The following is a 23,241-nucleotide window of genomic DNA, read 5'->3' as shown; positions in this document are numbered from 1 at the left end:
CACAATTATATGGGCTTAATCGTTCAGAACTCAATGCTGTCAAGAAAACGCGGTGATTTTGACAGGTTTCCGGGTTTCGAGCTCAAAGCTGTCAAAAAAACGTGGTTATTGTGACAGCTTGCAGGGTTCGGAACTCAATGCTGTCAAGAAAACGCGGTGATTATGACAGGTATCAGAGTGTAGAGCTCAAAGCTGTCAAGAAAACGCAGTAATTATGACAGCTTTCCAGGGTTCAGAGCTCAAAGCTGTCAAAAAAACGCAGGAATTATGACAGCTTTCCGGTCATCTTCGCTATACCTGTCCTAAAAACGATTATCCGTGACCAATGTTCTCATCAAAAACAGTCACAAATACGGACACGCTCACCTTATCAATCCAGACTGATTTCCACCAAAATGCTGACTGATGTATAAATGACCATTGATTTGATTTTTAGCTTATAGCGTTTGTCACTGATCTTGATCGATTTGTTTTCAATCACCTTTGTGATCAGTTCCCGGCTTTTAAAAACCGAATCTAGGTCTTTGGCGAGGAGCATGTTTAGCTGGCCTTTGGTCTCCTCCTCGATTTCGTAGATGCTGAGCGTATCCAGCTGTTTATACTTTTTATCATTTACGATTTTCACCTTGATTTCCTGCACGGTGAGCTTTTCCTCGTTCTTTTTGTTTAACTCTTCATAATCCTCCATCCAGATTTCGATGTCACTTTTCAAGTCTGCGATTTCATCTTTTTGCTGCTCGATCGTTTTCGCGTGTTTTTCCATCCAAGATCCATTCATATATAAAAACAAAACCCAGCTGACGAGTGCGCCAACTGCTGCACCGGAAAAGAATCGCTGCCATTCTGGCCTTCGGTAATAAGGAGGAACCCTCATATCAAACATGCTCCTGTGTCAGCCAGTCAATGAGAAGAGCACCGGTCTGCGCTCCGCCCATGGCAGTAAGGATCAATAGGAACTGTTTGAAAATATCCTTTGTTTCTCCATGCAAAAGTCCTTTTTCAAAGCTATAGACCGTATCAAATGTGCCGCCAATTGCAGCGATGATGGCCCAGATCCTGATGGAGCTGGAGAAACGGGCGATTTCCGTCATTAAAGGCTGTCCTGTTAAAAAAGCGGCCAATCCTCCGATTAAAGAGCCGCCAAGCAAAACACCTAGCGCAATGAAATATGCTTCAAACAAACCTGGGATAAATGGCTGGTTCATCGTATACACCCTTTTAAAAAAATCGATTTTTTCTTCGTACTTCATCTTATGGACAATCTGGCTTCAATATGTTTAAAGTTATGTGAACAAAGGAGAACATATTTTCTTTTTTTGCCTTAAAAGCCTATAATGAAAGAAGATAAACCTTACCTTTAAAGGGTGTGAGAGATATGCCGTTTATTCACCTTCATGTCTATAGTGCATTCAGCCTGCTCACCAGTACGGCTACAGTCGAGCAGCTAGTCCGCGATGCAAAGGCAAAAGGCTTTTCCGCACTCGCTCTGACGGATCATAATGTAATGTACGGAACGGTTGCATTTTATAAAGAATGCCTGAGGAATTCAATCAAGCCATTGCTGGGCCTGACAGTTGATGTTGTCAGTACCTCTCTTGAAAATGAATCCTTCCCGCTTGTTCTCCTTGCGAAAAACAATGAGGGATTCCAGAATCTGATCAAAATTTCAAGTGCTGTACAGACGAAATCCCCCGAAGGAATCCCGGTGAAGTGGCTGAAGCATTATGCCGCGGGACTATTTGCGATGACACCAGGTACCAGGGGTGAAATAGAATACTATTTGGCAAATGGGGAAAGAGATAAAGCATTAAATACTGTTGATTTATATAAACAAATCTTTGGGACGGAAAACTTTTATCTGGCCATACAGGATCACGGTCTTCCCGGGCAGAAGGAGTTGGTCAAACAACTGGCTGGTATAGGCTCGGAAACAAATACGCCATTGGCTGCTTCGAACCAGGTGCATTATTTGGAAAAAGAGGACTCCTTTGCCCAGGAGTGCCTTCTTGCGATCAAGAATGGCGATAAACTCCAGGATGACGCTCGTGAAAAACTTGGAAGCAGTGAATTTTACCTGAAACCCGCAAAAGAAATGAGCGATTTGTTTTCGGAGTATCCAGAAGCCTTGGAGAACACGCTGAAAATAGCTGAAGAGTGCAATGTCATGCTTGACTTTGGTACAAGGCATTTGCCGAAGTTTCCGGTCGAACCGGGAAAAAGTGCCGATGGGATGCTTGAGGAACTCTGTTTCCAGGGTCTTGAAAAACGTTACGGAAATCCCTCACGGCAGCATGTGGAAAGACTTCAATATGAACTATCCATCATTAAAAAAATGAACTTCAGCGATTATTTCTTGATTGTATGGGATTTTATCAAGTATTCGAGAGAAAAGGGGATTCTGATCGGTCCTGGCCGTGGTTCAGCAGCCGGATCAATTGTATCCTATGTGCTGTTCATTACCGATGCTGACCCAATTGAACATAATCTTCTTTTCGAAAGGTTCTTGAATCCTGAACGGATCTCAATGCCCGATATCGATATCGATTTTCCTGATAATCGCAGGGATGAGGTCATAGAATATGTCGCGGCAAAATACGGAGAGCTCCATGTCGCTCAGATCGCTACATTCGGAACACTTGCAGCCAAGGCAGCGCTCAGGGATGTAGGCCGGGTTTTCGGTTTGAACACTAAGGAACTCGAACGGCTCTCCAGACTTGTTCCCTCAAGACTGGGAATCTCACTGAAGGATGCCGTCAATGAATCAGCCGGACTCAGGGAGTTTATAGAAGAATCTTCAAAAAATAAGAGAATCCTTGAAACGGCGATAAAACTTGAGGGCTTGCCGCGTCATACTTCCACTCACGCTGCGGGTGTTGTCATCAGCGAACAGCCGCTAACGAATGTCGTGCCGATCCAGTCAGGCCAGTCCAGAGTGTTCCTTACCCAATATTCGATGGACCATCTTGAAGAAATAGGTTTATTGAAGATGGACTTCCTGGGCTTAAGGAATCTGACTTTAATCGATTCCATTCTGCATTCAATCCAGCATAAAACCGGTCAAAAGCTCAGGGTCCATGATATCCCGGGCGAAGATAAACAAACGTTTGAATTGCTCGGCAGGGGCGAGACGACAGGTATTTTCCAGCTTGAGTCTGAAGGAATGCGGAAAGTACTGACAAGGCTGGAACCAACACGGTTTGAAGATATCGTCGCAGTCAATGCGCTTTACCGTCCGGGCCCGATGGAGAATATTCCTTTGTTCATTGACCGCAAGCACGGGAGACAGCCCATCGATTATTATCATAAGGACCTCGAACCAATCTTGCACGATACATATGGAGTCATCGTATACCAGGAGCAAATCATGCAGATTGCCTCAAAGATGGCAGGTTTCTCCCTCGGAGAAGCGGACCTGCTGCGGAGAGCGGTTTCGAAGAAAAAGAAGGAAGTCCTTTCCCAGGAACGGGAACATTTCGTTAATGGGGCATTAAAGAAGGGTTACGATGCGCAGACAGCGCAACTGGTCTATGATTTAATCGTCCGTTTCGCCAATTACGGATTCAACCGCAGCCATGCTGTCGCTTACAGCATGATTGCCTATCAGCTCGCCTATCTCAAAACCCATTATCCGCTTTACTTCATGGCTGCCCTGCTGACTTCCGCCATCGGCAATGACGCGAAAATCGCCCAGTATGCAAGGGAGCTGCAGCAAATGGACATTAAGCTCCTGCCTCCATCGGTCAACAGAAGCGCTTTCAGCTTCCAGCCGGAAGGAGACAGTGTGCGTTACAGTCTGGCAGGAATCAAAGGCGTCGGAATTGCATCACTCAAGGAAATATTCCTGGCGAGACGAAATGGGCATTTCAAGGATATTTTCGACTTTTGCATCCGTGTACCGCACAAAGCTGCAACAAGAAAAGTGCTGGAAGCTCTGATCTATTCAGGTGCTTTCGATGAATTCGGGCAGGACCGTGCCGTCCTTTTAGCGACAATTGATGTGGCGATTGAACACGCACAGCTCGTAGCTCCGGATGACTCCGGACAGATCGATATGTTCGCTGAAGCGGAGTTTTCCCTGAAGCCGAAGTATATAGAGGTTGACCCGATGCGAATAGAAGACAAGCTCAGCCTTGAAAAAGAGGTCCTGGGAGTCTATCTCTCCAGGCATCCTGTTTCCATCCATGAGAAGGAGTTCGAGGCCGCCGGGGTTAAAAAGATTGCGTCAAAGTCCCCGGGGAGCAAAATAAGGCTTGGCGTCTATATAACGGAGCAGAAGAAAATCCGTACCAAAAAAGGAGAAGCCATGGCCTTCCTCACTCTCAGTGACGCAAGCGGAGAATCAGAAGCGGTTGTTTTCCCAGCAGTTTACAAGCAGTATGGACATGTACTGAAACAGGGAGAAATGGCGCTGCTGGAAGGAAAGTTCGATGAACGGGACGGAAGGAGCCAATTTATCGTACAGCAAGTGCTGGACATTGAAAAAGAAGCAGAAAAAAACGGACAGAAAAAGCCGGTTTTGTATCTGCGAATCGCGAGGGGCGCTGACAGCACCGGCAAAATGAATGAGCTTAAAGCTTTTTTGAAAAAACATCATGGTACTGTTCCGGTTATTGTGTATAACGAAGAGACCGAAAAATCAATGATGTTGCCAAATGAATTCAGCGTGAACACAGACCGGGGAAGTGTGGAAGAATTAAAGAAGGTATTGGGCGACAAGAATGTTGTCCTGAAAAATTAGTTCTTTACAAGTATAATAGATGTGTTATATTGGAAAAGGATATGTGTGGTCAGACCACTGAAGTAGGCAGCTTTTATAAATAATCAGGCCGTTCGCCTATTATTGTGTCGCTGATCTTTCGCATTTTTCATCGAAGAGAATCTGCCGTAGTCAAGAGTGCGGAATATGATGAATGCAATGATATTGTCGGAGAGAGCCCATAATTAAGGAGTGGACCTGAGTTGACTTTACGTGAAGAAGCTTTGCACATGCATCGTGTGAATAAAGGGAAATTAGAGTCTAAATCGAAAGTGCCTGTAAGGAATGCCAGAGATTTAAGCCTTGCCTATTCTCCGGGTGTCGCGGAGCCGTGCAAGGAAATATATGATAAGCCGGAAACTGTTTTTGATTATACAATGAAGGGCAATATGGTGGCGGTCGTCTCCGATGGCACTGCTGTCCTTGGACTGGGGAATATCGGTCCTGAAGCCGCGCTTCCTGTAATGGAAGGAAAGGCGGTTCTTTTCAAAAGCTTTGCTGGTGTTGATGCTTTTCCCATCTGTCTAAACACGACGGATGTGGATAAAATTGTTGAAACGGTGAAGCTGCTTGAACCAACATTCGGCGGTGTGAACCTGGAGGATATTGCTGCCCCAAACTGTTTTGCAGTAGAAGAACGATTGAAAAAAGAGACGAATATCCCTGTCTTCCATGATGATCAGCATGGAACGGCGATTGTGACCGTGGCAGGCCTCGTCAATGCGCTGAAAATTGTCGGGAAAAAAATGAATGAAATCAAGGTAGTTGCCAACGGAGCAGGAGCTGCAGGAATTGCCATCATCAAGCTTCTGTATTCATACGGTGTCCGTGACATCATTATGTGTGATACCAAAGGCGCAATTTACGAAGGACGCCCGAACGGCATGAATGCCATAAAGGACGAAGTGGCGAAATTCACTAACCGTGACAACGTCGAAGGGTCCCTGGCTGATGCGATCAAAGGTGCTGATGTATTCATTGGCGTTTCTGTTGCCGGAGCACTGACTTCAGAAATGGTCCAGACGATGAATAATGATTCAATTATCTTTGCGATGGCCAATCCGGTGCCGGAAATCATGCCAGAGGAAGCAAAAGCTGCTGGTGCGGCTGTAATTGGTACTGGCCGTTCCGATTTTCCTAATCAGGTGAATAATGTTCTCGCTTTCCCTGGAATCTTCCGTGGGGCATTGGACGCAAGGGCTACCCATATCAACGAAAAGATGAAAGTGGCTGCTGTGGAAGCCATCGCAGGGCTGATTGAGGAATCGGAGCTTTCAAGCGATTATGTCATCCCTGGTCCATTCGATCCCCGTGTAGCACCGGCTGTTGCCGCAGCTGTCGCGAAAGCAGCGATGGAGACCGGGGTTGCACGAATCAAAGTGGATCCACAGGAAGTCAGGGAGCGTACTGAACGCCTTGCATTGATAGGAAAAGGTGAGTGATTTCTTAGTGGCACAGCCTGAAAAGAGCACGAAAGTATATGTGGAAATCGTCAGGCAGCTAAGGGAAATGATTAATAAAGACGGCTTGAAGCCCGGAGATAAAATTCCCTCCGAACGTGAACTTTCAGAGCGCCTGAATGCTGGGCGCTCCTCTGTTCGCGAAGCTTTGCGCGCCCTTGAACTTCTCGGGCTGATCGAGACAAGAAGGGGAGAAGGAACCTTTATAAGGGACTTCCGCGGCAACCAGCTGGTCCAATTATTAAGCACCTTTATCCTGCAGGATAAAAAAGCCAAAGATGATGTGGTGGAAACGAAAAACATGATCGAGGCAGATTGTCTATACCTGGCGGCTGAAAAGATTCGGGAAGATGAAATCAGAAGATTAAAGGTCTGGATTGATGACCATAATTTTGAGGACGAGGAATTTTTCAGGAGAATTGCCGAACTTGCTGACAATCACCTTTTTTATCGAATTTGGTATATATTGAATGATTATTACAAGGCACTTGAGCTGAAAGCAATTCCAGCTGAAAAAGAAGAATACCATCTGTTGCTGGACGCGCTTGCAACAAAGAACGGAGAACTGATCCTGAATAGGCATCGCATGCTGCGGAAAATGTCGACGGAATGACGACATGAAGTAACATCTTTCGAAGAGAGGATGTTATATACTTGTGGACATGCCTATGATGCCAGGATGGCAGACTCTCTTTCTTTTTTGCTGTAGTGGTCTGACCACCTAGTGCTTTGTGACTAAAGGTTTTTTCGCAACTGCAAAAATAAGCGGAAGTAAAGCCTTGCAAATTTAGGATATTACAAAACAACCAGTATTATTCGGAGGGGGTTATACATTGCTTAAGGAACTTTTTACGAAAACGAAAAAGAAAAAGTACGCGACAATTCCTTCTGAAGCAGCGAAGCAGGATGTTCCTGAAGGAATCATGACTAAATGCCCGAACTGCAAAAAAATCATGTATACGAAAGAACTGAATAAAAACTGCAAGGTTTGTATACAGTGTGGTTATCATCATCAAATGAATTCAGCTGAACGAATCGAAAGTTTTCTGGATTCAGGAAGCTTCCGTGAACTGGACCGTGAAATGGTCTCCGGCAATCCGCTCGGTTTTCCGGGATACGAAGAAAAGCTTGAAAAGGACCGGGAAAAAACGGGTCTGAATGAAGCGGTAGTCACAGGCATAGGGACTGTTAACGGATATGAGGCCGCAATCGCGATCATGGATGCTACTTTCAGGATGGGAAGCATGGGATCGGTTGTAGGTGAAAAGATTGCAAGAGCGATCGAGAAGGCTGATGAATTGTCCATTCCATTCATCATCTTTACCGCGTCAGGCGGAGCAAGGATGCAGGAAGGTGTATTGAGCCTGATGCAAATGGCGAAAACTAGCGTCGCACTGAAAAGATTCAGCGATAACGGAGGGCTGATCATCTCGATTATGACTCATCCTACCACTGGAGGAGTTTCTGCAAGCTTTGCCAGTCTGGGGGACTATAATTTCGCTGAACCAGGAGCCCTGATTGGCTTCGCAGGACGAAGGATCATTGAACAGACAATTCGAGAAGAACTGCCGGAAGACTTCCAGACAGCAGAGTTTTTGCTGAAGCATGGGCAGCTTGATGCAGTGATTTCGAGAGTCGAAATGAAGGAAAAGATTGCGGGAATACTTGAAATCCATCAGCCAGGAGGGACGTTCGAATGGCAGGAGAACTAGAATTCGAGAAACCGGTATTGGAATTAAGAAAAAAAATCAGTGAGCTCAAGGAATTTACCAAAAATACGGATGTGGATCTCACATCTGAAATAGATAAGTTAGAAGCGAGACTGCAAAAGCTTGAATCAGAAATTTATGAGAACATGAAGCCGTGGGACCGGGTGCAGATTGCCCGTCATCCAAATCGTCCGACAACACTTGAATATATCTCTTTGCTTTTCACAGACTTCTTTGAATGTCACGGTGACAGGACCTTTGGGGACGATGAAGCGATTGTTGGCGGTATTGCCAAGTTCCATGGCTATCCGGTAACCGTCATTGGCCATCAGCGCGGAAAAGATACAAAGGAAAATATCCGCAGGAACTTTGGCATGCCGCATCCGGAGGGCTATCGTAAAGCTTTGCGTTTGATGAAGCAGGCTGAAAAATTCAGGCGGCCGATCATTTGCTTCATTGATACGAAGGGAGCTTATCCAGGAAAAGCTGCCGAAGAACGGGGACAGAGCGAAGCGATCGCCCGCAATCTGTTCGAGATGGCCGGCTTGAAGGTCCCGGTCATTTGTGTGGTCATCGGGGAAGGCGGAAGTGGCGGAGCTCTTGCACTGGGTGTAGGCAATTATATTCACATGCTGGAAAACTCCACATATTCCGTTATCTCACCAGAAGGCGCGGCAGCGATTCTTTGGAAGGATTCTTCGTTAGCGAAGAAAGCTGCTGAAACGATGAAAATCACTGCTCCTGACCTCAAAGGACTGGGGATCATTGACGAAATCATCCCAGAGGTAAAAGGCGGAGCACATAAAGATTTGAAGCAGCAGGCAAAGTATATGGATAAAATTTTAAAAGACTCGATGTCAGAGCTGCTGGTTTTGGATGAAGAGACATTGCTGAGCCAGCGCTATGAGAAATATAAACGAATTGGCGAGTTTTCGTTTCCAACAGAATTTATCGGGGTAAAATAAAACGTGCTGACAGCACGTTTTATTTTTTTCAGAGAAACTTGCTGGGGCTTGTCTTTTTCCCAGCAGCATCCTATTAAAGCGCTTGCAATTACGTGATAATTCCAACTTATTGTCAATATTGAGGATTCAGTTGAGATACCGCACCCTACATGTTATTTTAGAAATATTCCCGGGTATTCTGTTCATAATAAGAGAAGCTAACAGAATACACAGTAATTAGTTTTATGTATGTTTTTCCGGATTCGTTGCTTTTATATTCAAGAGTAAAAAGTAGACTTCCATGAATTTTACAGTTGCAATATTGAAGGAACCATTCGAAAGAGCAGCAAAGTACATAGATGATACCGAATGAGGTGAATGAAAAAATGAAAAGAATTGGTGTTTTGACGAGCGGCGGGGATGCGCCTGGGATGAACGCTGCTGTTCGTGCTGTAGTAAGAAAGGGTATTTTCCATGATGTCGAGGTTTATGGTGTAATCGGTGGTTACGCTGGATTGATGAATGGAAATATCGAAAAACTTGAACTGGGTTCCGTAGGTGACATTATCCATCGTGGAGGAACATTCCTTTATTCCGCACGCAGTGAAGAATTCAAGACGAAGGAAGGCCAGCAAAAAGGAATCGAACAGCTAAAGAAATTCGGCATTGACGGCCTGGTCGTCATTGGCGGCGACGGATCCTACCGTGGTGCAAAGGCCCTGACAGAGCAAGGTTTTCCATGTGTCGGCGTTCCAGGGACAATTGATAATGATATTCCAGGCACGGAGTTTACAATCGGCTTCGATACTGCACTAAACACAGTAATCGATGCAATTGACAAAATCCGCGATACCGCTTCTTCGCATGAAAGAACCTTTGTCGTGGAAGTTATGGGACGTAATGCTGGTGATATCGCACTGTGGGCAGGTTTGGCAGGCGGAGCTGAAACAATCCTTATACCAGAAGACCCTCATGATATGAAGGACATTGCCGGCCGTCTTAAAAAAGGACATGAACGCGGTAAGAAGCACAGTATCATCGTTGTTGCTGAAGGTGTCATGAACGGCTATGAATTCGCTAAGAAATTAAAGGAAGAAACAGATTTCGATACGAGAGTAACGGTTCTTGGGCATGTGCAGCGTGGCGGTTCTCCGACTGCATTTGACCGTGTACTGGCCAGCCGTCTTGGAGCCCGTGCAGTAGAGCTTCTATTGGAAGGAAAAGGCGGACGGGCTGTCGGTATGGAGAAGAACCAGCTGGTGGACTATGACATCATTGAAGCTCTGGCAAAAGAACACACTCTTGATTTGAACTTATATAAATTATCAAAAGAGCTTTCTATTTAATTTCTTTTACAGTAAACCAGGAGGTTGCAATCTATGCGCAAAACAAAAATTGTTTGTACGATTGGTCCCGCAAGTGAAAGTGTAGAAAAATTAACTCAGCTGATTGAAGCAGGAATGAATGTATCCCGCTTGAATTTCTCGCACGGAAATCATGAAGAACATGCAGCGCGTATCAAGAATATCAGAGAAGCTGCGGAGAAAACAGGGAAGAAGGTAGGTATCCTGCTTGATACTAAAGGCCCTGAGATCCGCACAAACGATATGGAGAATGGTGCGATCGAGCTGACTACAGGTCAAGAATGCATCGTATCAATGAAAGAGGTTCTTGGTACAGTTGATAAGTTCTCTGTTACTTATGACCAGTTGATTGATGATGTCCATCCAGGTGCGAAAATCCTCCTTGATGACGGCTTAATCGGTCTTGAAGTAATCAGCATCGACAAGGAAAATAATGAAATCAAGACGAAAGTCCTGAACACGGGTACACTTAAAAATAAAAAAGGTGTAAACGTGCCGGGTGTTTCTGTGAATCTTCCAGGAATTACGGAGAAGGATGCAAAAGATATCCTATTCGGAATCGAACAAGGAGTGGACTTCATTGCAGCATCATTTGTGCGCCGCGCGACTGATGTATTGGAAATCCGCCAGCTATTGGAAGAAAACAACGGATCACATATCCAGATCATTCCTAAGATTGAAAACCAGGAAGGCGTTGACAACATCAACGAAATCCTCGAAGTTTCTGATGGATTGATGGTTGCCCGTGGAGACCTTGGAGTGGAAATTCCAGCAGAAGAGGTACCACTCGTTCAAAAGGACCTGATCAAAAAGTGCAATACACTAGGAAAGCCAGTCATTACTGCTACACAGATGCTCGATTCCATGCAGCGTAACCCGCGCCCGACCCGCGCAGAGGCTAGTGACGTTGCGAATGCGATTTTCGATGGAACTGACGCCATCATGCTATCTGGTGAAACAGCAGCTGGGCAATACCCGGTAGAAGCTGTTCAGACTATGCACAATATCGCTTCTCGCGCAGAAGAAGCACTTAATCATAAAGAATTGCTGTCATTCCGCAGTAAAGAGACAGAACACAATATCACTGATGCTATTGGACAATCGGTTGCGCATACGGCGCTTAATTTAGAAGTCAATGCCATCATCACACCAACTGAAAGCGGACATACAGCACGCATGATTTCGAAGTACCGTCCAAAGGCACCAATCATTGCTGTTACTTCTAATGACCATGTGGTCCGCCGTCTTGCCCTCGTATGGGGAGTATATCCACAGCTTGGGGAAAAGGCAGAAACGACGGATGAAATGCTTGCAAGTGCTGTGGAGGAAAGTGTCAATAGCGAATATGTTTCCCATGGTGACCTAGTAGTCATCACTGCTGGTGTTCCAGTAGGAGAAGCAGGCACAACCAACTTGATGAAAATCCATGTGGTTGGCGATATCCTGGCAAAAGCACAAGGTATTGGCCGCAAATCTGCATACGGACGAGTAGTCGTGGCAAAAGATGCACAAGAAGCGATCAGCAAGGTAAAACAAGGCAACATCCTTGTAACCATTGGCTCAGACCGCGAAATGGTACCTGCCCTTGAAAAGTGCAGCGCATTGATCACGGAAGAGGGCGGTTTGACAAGCCATGCAGCTGTTGTCGGACTGAACCTTGGAATCCCAGTCATCGTAGGCGTGGAAAATGCGATGAACCTGTTCAAGGATGGCCAGGAAATCACCGTTGACTCTGCAAGAGGTGTCATTTACAAAGGACACGCAAGCGTATTATAAGTTGAATAATCCAGTGAAAAGCGTGAAATCATACAGATTTCACGCTTTTATTTATATTTTCAGACAAAGTCGCCCCGCGTTAGGACAAAACAGAGGCTGAACCTGCAGGGAATGTCCGTAGATGTTCTATGTTCGGACAAAACAGCGGTTGATTCTTCAGGAAATGTCCGTAGGCACCTCATGTTCGGACAAAAAAGCAGCAGAACTTGGAGAAAATGTCCGAAGTCACCCCATGTTCAGACAAAACAGAGACTGCTCTTGCAGCAAATGTCCGAAGTCGCCCCATGTTCGGACAAAACAGAGGCTGAACCTGCAGAAAATGTCCGAAGTCACCCGCATTATATCTTCCATGAAATCTAATACTAGTGTTCACCAAGCTTTCATGTCTTTAGAGGTCTGGGCAATCATATTATTGTATTATCGCCTGTTCGCCACGTATAATAGAAGGACACGCTATCCCAACACATTGAGGTGTAAAATGAAATACATTTTTTTGATTTTAGTTATTGTTCCGACTGCTGAGATTGGGGTCCTGCTTCTTTCCGGACAGACAATCGGCATTTGGCCGACAATAGCCCTCATTATCCTGACCGGGTTCCTCGGGGCTTACCTGGCGAAGCAGCAGGGATTGGAAACCATAAGAAGAACACAGGACCAATTAAGAAAAGGCATGATGCCAGGAGATGTAATCTTGGATGGAGTAAGCATCCTAATTGGAGGAACCCTGCTTCTGACACCTGGATTCATCACCGATGCCCTGGGGTGTTTGCTCCTGGCGCCGCCAACCAGGAAGTTCTTCAAAGCATTGATGCTGAAACTATTCCGCAACTGGATTGATAGAGGAACCATTAAGGTAATCCGCTAACATAAAAACGCCAACACTTAAAGGTTGGCGTTTTGTTTTTTTGTTATAGATGCAGGGACAGGATCAGGTAATCCTAAAAAGGTCTTTTTGGTGACAGGTCCGGCATTAATATTATCATTTAATAATCACTTCATCTTTTCCTTTGATGAATGTCCATATATCCTGGAATACATTCGCCCGCTGCAGGGTATTGAAAACAACCAGGACGACTGGACCGACGATCAGACCAAGGAAGCCGATGGTCTTGAAGCCGACAAATAGAGCAATCAAAGTGGCGAGCGGATCCAGGCCAATACTGGAGGACAGAATTTTCGGCTCCATCACCTGCCTCTGCACGAGGACGACAATATATAAAACACCTAAACCGAGGGCGGTAGCCATATCACCGGCGATTGCTTCATAGATGATCCATGGAACAAAGACTGCACCCGTGCCAAGATAGGGAATAATATCGACAATCCCTGTGACAAGGGCAATCGTGATCGCGTAATCGATACGAAGGATCAGCAGGCCGATCAGGATGATGACCGTTGTGATCGATATCAGGGTAGCCTGAGCCTTCACGAATCCGAATAACGCCTTTTTTAAATCGATGAAAACGGTTCTGCTGCTTGTCCTTGCCCGGTTCGGCAGCAGCCGGTTACTCAATGCAGATAATCTGTACCAGTCTTTGCTGATGAAGAAAGTTCCCAGCAGAGAGAAAATGAGAACAGTAGCTGCATTTGGGAACCATGAAAGGATATTCGGGATTTTTTCGAAAAAGTTCTTGATGAAATTCCCTGCAGTGGTCCCGATGTTGGCGCCGACATTCTGGATATTATTCATGATCGTATCCTGCTGATCCGCGTCAAGGTTCTGGAACATTCCAGCCAGCTGGTTATAAAGAGGAATGAGCTGTGCAGCGAATAAGTGCTCTATGTAATCAATCAGTGTAACAAGGTGTTCGGGAACAACCATCGCCAGATATTCGGCTCCTGATGCGATTTCGACAATAAGCAAAGTAATCAGTCCGGCAAACAAGGACATGATCAGGACAAGGGCGATGATTACTGCTAGGGCTCTCGGCATTTTCACCCGTTCTTGAAAAAAGTTGACGAGCGGGTTCATCATAAATGCAATCAGGAATCCAATGATGAATGGATAGGTGACCTTTGAGACAAAAAATAATGCAAATACTCCTGCGACAATCACGCTGATGACCAGAAGAAAGCGCAGTGTTCGATTAAGATATACGAGATTCAAGCAGGTTCCTCCTTTTGGAATGGGCAATCATGTGGGTGCTATTACCTGTTGTCAGTCCTGAAAGCTGCCAGTCCTGAAAGCTTTTCTACAATATACGTCTGTCCATAAAAAAGATTCGACTTCCTTCTGAAAATCCCTTTAAAAACCTGACAGGGACTGAAGAAATTAATAGTGAATACGGACAATTACCTGCAGCGTATATTAATAGATGGAAAACGAGGGGCATTACTTGTTTGGTGTAATATTTTTAATTATGTTACAATAGTTTTAACCGTGGAAGGATGACAATTTATGCTAGAGCCTATGCTATTTTTACTAACTTTGCTGGTGATTGCCTTTGTGGCCAAGAACCAATCATTAATCATCGCGGTATTGGTCCTTGTTGTAATGAAGATTGCGGGGTTTGAAGCAAAGACATTCTCGCTTCTCCAGGGAAAGGGCATTAACTGGGGTGTGACGGTCATTACGATTGCCGTCCTGGCTCCGATTGCCAGCGGTGATATTGGCTTCAAGGATTTATCTGGTGCATTTAAATCGCCATATGCATGGATTGCCCTCATTTCCGGAATGGCAGTTGCTCTACTTGCAAAAGGCGGCGTTACATTGCTGGCTGAAGATCCTCATATCACAACTGCACTCGTCCTGGGAACGATCCTAGCGGTCTCAATTTTTAAAGGTGTAGCTGTCGGTCCGCTGATCGGGGCAGGTATTGCCTATGCAGCAATGAAAATCTTTGATTTTATTAAATAGCCTTTTTTTAAAATAATATTTTCTGCTGAATTAAGTTGTTTTCATTCACAAATGTCAGATAATTGTTTATAATAGGACTTGTAACTGCTTCCATTCCCTCTATAGGCTAGGGAGAGAAGCGGGAATCCACGGTTTTTTTCATTTTATAAAATGTAAGCATTTTCTTTTTTTGCCGGCTGCCTGAGCAAGCGCTCGATACCATCTTGTGTATGGCAAATCCGGTCTGAATCGGTCTGTCGCCGGCGTATGGTTCGGCTTTTCGTATAAAGTGTCAGAAATTTCTTTTTTTCTGATCGCTGTCCTGAACAGCAATTCACATACAGACAAATTATGGGATATGGGGAAATTAAACTACAAAGGAGAGATTGAGTATGACAGTAACACGTGGTCTTGAAGGGGTAGTGGCAACAACATCTTCTATCAGTTCTATCATCGATGATACGCTGACTTATGTTGGCTATGACATTGACGATCTAGCTGAAAATGCTAGTTTCGAAGAAGTGATTTACCTATTATGGCACCGCAAGCTTCCTACAGCGGCAGAATTGGACGAATTGAAGAAGCAGCTTGCAGAAAATGCAGCGTTGCCTAAGGAAGTGCTCGAGCATTTCAAGATGTACCCGATCGATAAAGTCCATCCGATGGCTGCCGTTCGCTCGGCTGTATCTCTTTTAGGCTTATATGATGATGAAGCCGATGTAATGGAAAAAGAAGCGAATTACCGAAAGGCGATCCGTCTGCAGGCTAAAATGCCGGCAATCGTTACGGCATTCGCAAGAGTCAGGAAAGGTCTTGAGCCAATCGCACCAAGAGAAGACCTTAATTTCGCGGCAAACTTCCTTTACATGCTGACTGGCGATGAGCCTGATGAAGTTGCGGTAGAAGCGATGAACAAGGCGCTTGTCCTGCACGCTGACCATGAGCTAAATGCATCAACTTTCACTGCACGTGTATGCGTTGCAACACTTTCTGATGTATATTCAGGTGTTACCGCTGCCATCGGTGCGCTGAAAGGACCTCTTCACGGAGGAGCAAATGAAGCTGTTATGAAGATGCTGACTGAAATCGGCACTCTCGAAAATGTTGAGCCGGCAATCCGCGGAAAGCTTGCAAACAAAGAAAAAATCATGGGCTTCGGACACCGTGTTTATCGTCAGGGAGACCCTCGTGCGAAGCACTTGAGAGAAATGTCCAAGAGACTGACTGAGCTTACTGGCGAACCACACTGGTACGATATGTCCACTAAGATCGAAGAAATCGTGACAGGCGAAAAGAATCTGCCGCCGAATGTGGACTTCTATTCTGCATCCGTCTATCACAGCCTTGGCATCGACCATGATCTGTTCACGCCAATTTTTGCTGTAAGCCGTGTATCCGGATGGCTTGCGCATATTCTTGAGCAGTATGACAACAACCGTCTGATCCGCCCTCGTGCTGATTATACAGGACCTGGCAAGCAGGAATATGTTGCCATCGAAATGAGATAATTTTTAGAAATAGAGGAGCAATATTTTACTTTTTAGTGAAAAATTGCTGTAATAGGAGAGTGAGGGAAGTCAGTCATACTTGTCTGGCTTCCCTGAGAAAAGGTTAGAGGCATATAAGCCTGCTAACCTTTGATTCTGAAATAATGAGGATTTTGGAGGGAGAGAAAACAATGCAAGGTGAAAAAATCACAGTCAAAGATGGAGTTTTAAACGTACCAAACAACCCAGTCGTTCCTTTTATCGAAGGTGACGGCACAGGTCCGGATATCTGGGCAGCTTCTGTCCGCGTTCTTGATGCAGCTGTTGAAAAAGCATACAAGGGTGAGCGCAAGATTGTCTGGAAAGAAGTTTTAGCTGGAGAAAAGGCATTCAACCAAACTGGCGAGTGGCTTCCAAGCGAAACATTAGAGTTGATCAATGAATACCTGATCGCAATCAAGGGTCCACTGACAACACCAATCGGCGGCGGTATTCGTTCCCTGAACGTTGCTTTGCGCCAGGAGCTTGACCTGTTTGTATGTTTGCGCCCTGTACGCTGGTTCGAAGGTGTTCCATCACCTGTAAAGCGTCCACAGGACACTGATATGGTCATTTTCCGTGAAAACACAGAAGATATCTATGCTGGCATCGAGTATGCAAGTGGATCTGATGAAGTCAAGAAGCTTCTTGCATTCCTGCAAAATGAAATGGGTGTAAATAAAATCCGCTTCCCTGAAACTTCAGGTATCGGCATCAAGCCTGTTTCCAAAGAAGGAACAGAGCGCCTTGTACGTTCAGCGATCAACTACGCCATCACAGAAGGCCGTAAGTCAGTAACGCTTGTACATAAAGGCAATATCATGAAATTCACAGAAGGCGCGTTCAAAAACTGGGGTTATGAACTTGCTGAAAAAGAATTCGGTGATAAGGTATTCACTTGGGCTCAGTATGACAAGATCAAAGAAGATCAGGGTACAGATGCAGCAAACAAAGCACAGTCAGATGCAGAGGCTGCTGGCAAGATCATCGTTAAAGATGCGATTGCAGATATCTTCCTTCAGCAAATCCTTACTCGTCCGAAGGAGTTCGATGTTGTTGCAACAATGAACCTGAACGGCGACTATATTTCTGATGCACTTGCTGCACAGGTAGGCGGTATCGGTATCGCTCCTGGCGCAAACATCAACTATGAAACAGGCCATGCTATTTTCGAAGCTACTCACGGAACTGCTCCGAAATATGCTGGATTGGATAAGGTTAACCCTTCATCCGTCATCCTTTCAGGCGTCCTGATGCTTGAACACCTTGGCTGGACTGAAGCTGCGAACCTGATCGTTAAATCAATGGAAAAATCAATCGCTTCAAAGGTCGTAACATATGACTTTGCTCGTTTGATGGATGGTGCTACAGAAGTGAAGACTTCTGAGTTCGGCGATGTATTGATCAAGAACATGGGCTAAAAATGTACGGAAGGCTATCCTTTTATAGGATAGCCTTTACATAAATAACATATATTTTATAAAAATATATTTGTTCTGAGGAGGAAGCCTTATGTCATTGAAACGCAAAAAGATTTCAGTCATTGGTGGAGGATTCACAGGAGCAACAACAGCATTCTTGCTTGCACAGAAGGAACTTGGGGATGTAGTATTGGTTGATATCCCGCAAATGGAAAACCCGACAAAGGGTAAAGCGCTTGATATGCTTGAAGCGAGTCCTGTCCAGGGATTTGATGCGAACATTACCGGTACATCCAGCTATGAGGACACGAAAGACTCAGACATCGTTGTTGTCACCGCAGGTATTGCCCGCAAGCCTGGCATGAGCCGTGATGATCTTGTCCAGACGAACCAGAAAATCATGAAGAGTGTAGCCCAGGAAATCGCCAAGCATTCTCCTAATAGTTTTATCGTCGTTTTGACTAACCCGGTTGATGCGATGACTTATACTATTTTCAAAGAATCAGGTTTCCCTAAGAACCGTGTAATCGGACAATCAGGTGTATTGGACACTGCTCGTTTCCGTACATTCGTAGCCCAGGAATTGAATCTTTCGGTAAAAGATGTGACTGGTTTTGTCCTTGGAGGCCACGGCGATGACATGGTCCCACTTGTGCGTTATTCATATGCAGGAGGCATTCCACTTGAGACATTAATTCCAAAAGAACGCCTGGAAGCGATTGTAGAGCGCACTCGCAAAGGTGGAGGCGAGATTGTCAACCTTCTTGGAAATGGCAGCGCTTACTATGCGCCTGCAGCTTCACTGGTAGAAATGTGTGAAGCAATCCTAAAAGACCAGCGCCGTGTTCTTCCAGCGATTGCCTATCTTGAAGGCGAATATGGATATGAAGGAATCTACCTGGGAGTACCGACAATCCTTGGAGCCGGCGGAATCGAGAAAGTAATTGAACTCGAACTGAAAGAAGATGAAAAAGCCGCACTCGATAAATCAGCAGAAGCAGTGCGTAATGTTATGGCGGTTTTGGCTTAAAACGGACACTGATTCGTAAAAAAATTGGCTCTGTTAAAGCCCAATGTCGTTTTTACTCCTGTTGATTGTAGTGGAAGGCGCGAAGACTCCTCCGAAAATGCTACCGCATTTCCATCGTGCGTGGGCAGGTTCGAAGAAGCCAATTCAATGTCCTGCGGGCATAGCTGGTCAGGTGAGACCCCGCAGGAGCAAAGCGACGAGGAGGCTCAGCGCCAGCCAGGAAGAATTGCTTTTTGAAAAAGCCGGCAGTTGGGCTTTTTCATTATTCTTCCAGCGGAAAGCGAAGCGCCTGGAACGAAAATCAACAGTCTGATTTAACAGAGCTAAACTTATTACATCACGTGCCATGAATCAATCGATTCGAAAACAGCCTAAAAAAGAATCGGGGAACCTTCCCCGATTTTTTTTCCAATATGGGACGTATATTGTTTTCGGACAGGGGAATATAATGCAACTAAATCGAACTTCTATTGCAAAGGGGTAAACGCTATGCTGCTTGGAAGAAAACGTAAGCTTGGCAGGAAAATAGAAGAAATCACTGTCGGAGAAAAATTGACACTAACAGAGAAAATCGAGGACAAAGACCTCCTGTTGTATTTGGGTTTGACCAATGATGCGAATCCTTTGTATATCCAGCATGATTATGCTTCGCAAACACCATATGAAAAGCCGATTGTTCCTGCAATCATGCTGAATGGCATCATCACTTCGGCTGTTTCCAAATATCTTCCGGGACCTGGAAGCCATATTCTTAAGCAGGATATAGAATATGTGAAACCTGTCTATCATTATGGAACCGTGCAATTCCTGTTTGAAGTGACCGAAGTCATCAGGAGCAAGCATAATGTTGTGATTACGGTTACTGGAAAAAATGAAGATGATGAGACAGTGGTAAAGGGTCAGATGCTCGTCTGTCCGCCATATCCAGTGCAGCGAATGGACGGTAAGGCACTGGAGAATTTTTGAGCTTCGGGATGTACATTCATTTGTACATCCTTTTTCATTTTTTTAAAATTTGATTTTACACGGCGGGTTGATATTATAATGTAGATAGAGTTAATTGGATGAATCAGGGGTAATAACTTTTTTGGAGGCTTATATGAACAAGAAGGTCTTGGTTGTAGATGATGAACAATCTATTGTGACGCTGCTGAAGTATAATCTGGAACAGGCTGGTTATTCCGTTGTGACCGGAATGGACGGTGAGGAAGGGATCCGCCTTGCTGCAGAAGAAAAACCGGATTTAATGGTCCTGGATTTGATGCTTCCGAAGCTTGACGGCATGGAAGTATGCAAGCTGCTTAGGCAGCAGAAAATCAATGTCCCGATTTTAATGCTGACGGCAAAGGATGACGAGTTTGACAAAGTGCTTGGCCTGGAGCTGGGTGCAGACGATTACATGACGAAGCCGTTCAGCCCGCGGGAGGTTGTGGCAAGGGTAAAAGCGATCCTTAGAAGGGTGCAGGCAGTGCCGGATCCTGTCGAGGAGAAGCAGGAGGACGAGGGACAGATCAAAATTGGCGAACTCAGGATCATGCCGGATTTCTATGAAGCGTATTTCATGGAAGACCTGCTCGAATTGACACCGAAGGAATTCGAATTGCTTCTCTATCTGGCCAAAAATAAAGGCCGGGTTCTGACGCGGGACCAACTGTTAAGCGCGGTCTGGAATTATGACTTTGCCGGTGATACAAGAATTGTAGATGTACATATAAGCCACTTGCGCGAAAAAATCGAACAGAACACAAAGAAGCCTTCCTATATCAAAACAATCCGCGGCCTTGGCTATAAGCTGGAGGAACCGAAGGGAGAATGACAAAGTACAGGACACGGCTCTTATTTGCCCTTATTACCTTGATCATCATCGTGTTAATAGGCCTTGGCCTTGTGTTGGGGCAATTATTCAAGAATTATTATATCAATTCATTCAATGAACGCCTGAAGATTGAAATGAATCTTTTAACCTCCAATATTGAGCAAAATGGAGGGCTTGGCTCACTGGACCGAGAAGAAATCCTAAGGATGGGCCGGTTGCTGAACGCCAGGATTACCATCGTTGACCTTGACGGTGATATCCATTATGACACTGGTGAACTATCAAGCACAAAAATCAGCAGACATAAGGATATTATTGGGGATATCGTGGAAGAGACGCCTAAAACGCAGAGCGATCTTGAAGTTGGCGGGGGCTTTGACTTGCATTACTATTGGAACCCCCTCATTCATAACGGTGAAAAAGAAGGTTATGTATTTCTGACAACAAAGATTGATGAACTGCAGAAAGCGTATCGCCAAATCTGGTGGATACTTACCATTAGTCTTGGCATGGCATTGGTCGTGATCATCCTCCTCGGTACAAGGATCACGAACCGCTATACGAAACCAATCGAGTCTGCGACAAATGTCGCGATCGAGCTGGCTAAAGGGAACTACCGTGCAAGGACATATGAGGATCATATAGACGAAACGGGGATGCTGAGTTCTTCCATCAATATCCTTGCCAGAAACCTTCAGGAACTGATGAAGCTGAAGGAATCACAGCAGGACAGGTTGACGGCATTGATCGAAAATATGGGCAGCGGCCTGATCTTGATTGACAGCAGGGGATTTATTAACTTGATCAATAAGCCCTATAAGGAAATCTTCAATGTGGAGTCTTCTGAATACCTGTATAAACTTTATTATGAAGTCATTGACCATGAGGAAATCATCAGGATGGTCGAAGAGATTTTCATGACTGAGCAAAAAGTAAGGAAGCAAGTCGTTCTTCCTATTGAGATAGAAAGGCGCCATTTTGAAGTGTACGGAGTGCCAATCATCGGGACAAACAATGTCTGGAAAGGAATTCTTCTTGTATTCCATGACATTTCCGAGCTGAAAAAACTCGAGCAGATGAGAAAAGACTTTGTGGCCAATGTCTCGCATGAGCTTAAGACACCCATCACCTCGATCAAGGGCTTTTCGGAAACACTTCTGGATGGAGCGATGCATGATAAAGATACATTGGAAGCTTTTCTTGAAATTATCCTGAAAGAAAGTGACCGACTGCAAGTATTGATACAGGAATTGCTTGACCTCTCCAAGATTGAACAGCATGGTTTCCATCTTTCAGCTGGAAGTGTGGATCTCCGCCAGCAAGCAGCTGAAGTCATTGAGATTTTAGAAGGAAAAGCTGCAGAAAAGGATATCACGCTTATGCTTGATGGGCCAGAACAGCAGGCGACCATTGAAGGAGATGCTGACAGACTGAAGCAGGTACTGATCAACCTCGTCAGCAATGCCATCACTTATTCCCTAAATGGCGGCAGTGTGGAAATCTCGTTAATTGACCACGAAGACACTGTTTCCGTTGTGGTAAAGGATTCAGGAATTGGCATTGAAAAAAGTGAGATTCCAAGGATTTTTGAACGTTTTTACCGGGTGGATAAGGCAAGGAGCCGGAATTCAGGGGGAACAGGCCTTGGCCTAGCCATCGTCAAACATATCGTGGAAGCCCATAGAGGGCAAATTGAAGTAACAAGTGATGTCGGGAAAGGAACCACCTTTACCATTAAGCTTTATAAGAAGCTGCCTCAATAAGAAGGTGTTCATGCCTGCTTAAGAGAAGTGCAAGCAGAGCCTTTTATGAATAGGAGGAATTTGTATGCCAGATAGAACGACGGAATTATTACCGGAAGAGCAAGAGGACCTGCTCTTGATTTTAAAAACACGTTTTGAAAAAAATATGGATCGTCATAAAGGTATTGTCTGGGCGGATGTTCAAGCGAGGCTTGAAATGAATATGGAAAAAATGTGGACACTCAACCAAATGGAAAGAACAGGCGGAGAACCGGATGTTGTTGGCCAAGAGAAAGAGACAGGAGCAGTCATTTTCTATGACTGCTCAGCTGAAAGCCCTAAAGGCCGCAGAAGTGTTTGTTATGATCGTGAAGCGCTCGAGTCCAGGAAAAAGCATAAACCTGAAAATAACGCCATGGACATGGCAGCTGACATGGGGATCGAACTTTTAACAGAGCAGCAATACAGAGAATTGCAAGAGCTCGGGAATTTCGATTTGAAAACGTCGAGCTGGGTGCAAACGCCGGATCATATTAGAAGCCTTGGAGGCGCACTTTTTTGTGACCGCCGTTACGATACGGTGTTCTTATATCACAATGGAGCAGATTCGTACTATGCTGCAAGAGGGTTCCGCGGAGCTCTAAAGGTGTAAATCCTCCATTGACCAGAATAAAGCTTTGGATGAGAAAGGTTTTCCAAATTTACATAGTCTTAACAAGAGGTTTATTTTTTCTTAACACTTTCTTGCTATCATCATTAGTGAAAACCCCTTCATCCAAGGAGCCGAAAGAAGCACAAGCAGACCCCGCTTGTGCTTTTTTCATTCCCCTAAAAAGCTAATGATGCAAAACTATATTACAA

20 protein-coding genes are annotated in these 23,241 nt (G+C 45.0%); 17 read left to right on the top strand and 3 right to left on the bottom strand.

What is annotated here, in order from left to right:
• Positions 1–370: 370 nt before the first annotated feature.
• Positions 371–874, bottom strand: coding sequence for a sporulation membrane protein YtrI (gene ytrI / locus J7E38_RS23600; protein ID WP_214704810.1), 504 nt, complete (start codon positions 872–874; stop codon positions 371–373).
• A gap of 1 nt (position 875) precedes the next feature.
• Positions 876–1,205 carry a sporulation membrane protein YtrH gene (gene ytrH / locus J7E38_RS23595; protein WP_144477380.1) on the bottom strand — a complete coding sequence of 110 codons (330 nt, stop codon included), beginning with the start codon at positions 1,203–1,205 and terminating at the stop codon, positions 876–878.
• Positions 1,206–1,375: 170 nt separating this feature from the next.
• On the opposite strand from ytrH, the gene dnaE reads away from it, so the two are divergent.
• The 8 genes from dnaE to J7E38_RS23555 all read left to right on the top strand — a co-directional run bounded on the left by dnaE (position 1,376) and on the right by J7E38_RS23555 (position 12,874).
• Complete coding sequence (dnaE, locus tag J7E38_RS23590; RefSeq protein ID WP_214704809.1) at positions 1,376–4,738, top strand: DNA polymerase III subunit alpha; 3,363 nt, start codon at positions 1,376–1,378, stop codon at positions 4,736–4,738.
• Between the two features lie 221 nt (positions 4,739–4,959).
• The gene (gene ystJ / locus J7E38_RS23585) at positions 4,960–6,198 is read left to right on the top strand and encodes an NADP-dependent malic enzyme (RefSeq protein ID WP_214704808.1); all 1,239 of its coding nucleotides are present in this window, start codon (positions 4,960–4,962) and stop codon (positions 6,196–6,198) included.
• A 7-nt stretch (positions 6,199–6,205) separates the two neighbouring features.
• Positions 6,206–6,829 carry a FadR/GntR family transcriptional regulator gene (locus J7E38_RS23580; RefSeq protein WP_214704807.1) on the top strand — a complete coding sequence of 208 codons (624 nt, stop codon included), beginning with the start codon at positions 6,206–6,208 and terminating at the stop codon, positions 6,827–6,829.
• Positions 6,830–7,049: 220 nt separating this feature from the next.
• Entirely contained in the window at positions 7,050–7,928 is an 879-nt protein-coding gene (accD, locus tag J7E38_RS23575; RefSeq protein WP_214704806.1) for an acetyl-CoA carboxylase, carboxyltransferase subunit beta, read from the top strand.
• Positions 7,913–8,890 carry an acetyl-CoA carboxylase carboxyl transferase subunit alpha gene (accA, locus tag J7E38_RS23570; RefSeq protein ID WP_214704805.1) on the top strand — a complete coding sequence of 326 codons (978 nt, stop codon included), beginning with the start codon at positions 7,913–7,915 and terminating at the stop codon, positions 8,888–8,890. Before accD ends, accA begins: the two co-directional genes overlap by 16 nt.
• Before the next feature lie 365 nt (positions 8,891–9,255).
• Positions 9,256–10,215 (top strand): 6-phosphofructokinase, encoded by a 960-nt coding sequence (gene pfkA / locus J7E38_RS23565; RefSeq protein ID WP_214704804.1) that lies wholly within the window; start codon positions 9,256–9,258, stop codon positions 10,213–10,215.
• A 33-nt stretch (positions 10,216–10,248) separates the two neighbouring features.
• The gene (pyk, locus tag J7E38_RS23560; protein ID WP_214704803.1) at positions 10,249–12,009 is read left to right on the top strand and encodes a pyruvate kinase; all 1,761 of its coding nucleotides are present in this window, start codon (positions 10,249–10,251) and stop codon (positions 12,007–12,009) included.
• Positions 12,010–12,487: 478 nt separating this feature from the next.
• A complete protein-coding gene (locus J7E38_RS23555; protein WP_214704802.1) occupies positions 12,488–12,874 on the top strand; it encodes an FxsA family protein in 387 nt (128 codons plus the stop codon).
• A gap of 114 nt (positions 12,875–12,988) precedes the next feature.
• Here J7E38_RS23555 and ytvI read toward each other — a convergent pair whose 3' ends face one another.
• Complete coding sequence (ytvI, locus tag J7E38_RS23550) at positions 12,989–14,116, bottom strand: sporulation integral membrane protein YtvI (RefSeq protein ID WP_214704801.1); 1,128 nt, start codon at positions 14,114–14,116, stop codon at positions 12,989–12,991.
• Positions 14,117–14,407: 291 nt separating this feature from the next.
• Here ytvI and J7E38_RS23545 point away from each other — a divergent pair, with 291 nt between their 5' ends.
• The 9 genes from J7E38_RS23545 to J7E38_RS23505 all read left to right on the top strand — a co-directional run bounded on the left by J7E38_RS23545 (position 14,408) and on the right by J7E38_RS23505 (position 23,032).
• Positions 14,408–14,866, top strand: coding sequence for a DUF441 domain-containing protein (locus tag J7E38_RS23545; RefSeq protein WP_214704800.1), 459 nt, complete (start codon positions 14,408–14,410; stop codon positions 14,864–14,866).
• A 371-nt stretch (positions 14,867–15,237) separates the two neighbouring features.
• Entirely contained in the window at positions 15,238–16,353 is a 1,116-nt protein-coding gene (gene citZ / locus J7E38_RS23540; RefSeq protein WP_214704799.1) for a citrate synthase, read from the top strand.
• Positions 16,354–16,523: 170 nt separating this feature from the next.
• Positions 16,524–17,792 (top strand): NADP-dependent isocitrate dehydrogenase, encoded by a 1,269-nt coding sequence (icd, locus tag J7E38_RS23535; RefSeq protein ID WP_214704798.1) that lies wholly within the window; start codon positions 16,524–16,526, stop codon positions 17,790–17,792.
• Positions 17,793–17,883: 91 nt separating this feature from the next.
• Positions 17,884–18,822 carry a malate dehydrogenase gene (mdh, locus tag J7E38_RS23530; RefSeq protein ID WP_214704797.1) on the top strand — a complete coding sequence of 313 codons (939 nt, stop codon included), beginning with the start codon at positions 17,884–17,886 and terminating at the stop codon, positions 18,820–18,822.
• Between the two features lie 43 nt (positions 18,823–18,865).
• Complete coding sequence (locus tag J7E38_RS23525; RefSeq protein ID WP_214704796.1) at positions 18,866–19,135, top strand: hypothetical protein; 270 nt, start codon at positions 18,866–18,868, stop codon at positions 19,133–19,135.
• A gap of 176 nt (positions 19,136–19,311) precedes the next feature.
• Positions 19,312–19,788: a MaoC/PaaZ C-terminal domain-containing protein gene (locus tag J7E38_RS23520; RefSeq protein WP_214704795.1), complete on the top strand. Its 477-nt coding sequence runs from the start codon at positions 19,312–19,314 to the stop codon at positions 19,786–19,788.
• A 133-nt stretch (positions 19,789–19,921) separates the two neighbouring features.
• Positions 19,922–20,638 carry a response regulator transcription factor gene (locus J7E38_RS23515; protein ID WP_214704794.1) on the top strand — a complete coding sequence of 239 codons (717 nt, stop codon included), beginning with the start codon at positions 19,922–19,924 and terminating at the stop codon, positions 20,636–20,638.
• A complete protein-coding gene (pnpS, locus tag J7E38_RS23510; protein WP_214704793.1) occupies positions 20,635–22,401 on the top strand; it encodes a two-component system histidine kinase PnpS in 1,767 nt (588 codons plus the stop codon). The genes J7E38_RS23515 and pnpS overlap by 4 nt, the downstream gene beginning before the upstream one ends.
• Before the next feature lie 64 nt (positions 22,402–22,465).
• Positions 22,466–23,032, top strand: coding sequence for a DUF4256 domain-containing protein (locus tag J7E38_RS23505; RefSeq protein WP_214704792.1), 567 nt, complete (start codon positions 22,466–22,468; stop codon positions 23,030–23,032).
• Positions 23,033–23,241 lie beyond the last annotated feature (209 nt).

Source organism: Bacillus sp. ISL-35 (assembly GCF_018613355.1).
Classification (GTDB): Bacteria; Bacillota; Bacilli; order Bacillales; family Cytobacillaceae; genus Mesobacillus.
Note: the sequence above shows the minus strand (reverse complement) of the source record. Positions and strands in the feature narration are given on the sequence as shown.